General features: G+C 60.2%; 1 protein-coding gene. It reads left to right on the forward strand.

From position 1 onward, the window contains the following. The coding region (locus LXM96_RS21520; protein ID WP_240000596.1) for a transposase at positions 1-753 on the forward strand (753 nt) is incomplete at both ends.

Below are 753 nucleotides of genomic sequence, written 5' to 3' on the forward strand. Positions count from 1 at the left end.
GCGCAGGAAGCGTTGTTTTACGGGTTCAGCATCGAGCGGCACGTCCCGGCGAACCATCTTCTCCGATCTATCGACCGCTTCGTCGATCTGTCCGGCCTTCGGACTCACTTGCGCCCTTTCTACAGCGAGATCGGGCGGCCCTCGATCGATCCGGAACTGATGATCCGTATGCTGATCGTTGGTTACTGCTTCGGAATCCGTTCGGAGCGTCGGCTGTGCGAGGAGGTACATCTGAACCTCGCCTATCGCTGGTTTTGCAGGCTCGGCCTTGAAGGCGATGTCCCGGATCACTCGACCTTCTCCAAGAACCGGCATGGCCGCTTCCGCGATAGTGACTTGCTGCGCGAGCTGTTTGAGACCACGGTCAGGCGTTGCATCGAAGAGGGTCTTGTCGGTGGCGAAGGCTTCGCCGTTGATGCGAGCCTGATCAAGGCGGATGCCAACAAGCAGCGCTCAGCGGAAGGATCGGAAGCGGTCGACTGGGAAGCTATGGCCGAGACCCGCCGCTCGGTTCAGGAATATCTCGATACGCTGAATGACGCAGCGTGGGGTGCGGCCAGCGAAACAAAGCCGAAGTTCGTATCCAGGTCGGACCCGGCGGCTCAATGGAGCGGAGCGCTGAAAGGCCACGCCTTCTTCGCTTACGCGACCAACTATCTGATCGATCTCGATAATGCCGTTATCGTTGATGTCGAGGCGAGCCGTGCGATCCGGCAGGCCGAGGTCGGCGCGGCACGCACCATGATTGACCGT

Source organism: Rhizobium halophilum (genome assembly GCF_021648825.1).
GTDB lineage: Bacteria > Pseudomonadota > Alphaproteobacteria > Rhizobiales > Rhizobiaceae > Neorhizobium > Neorhizobium halophilum.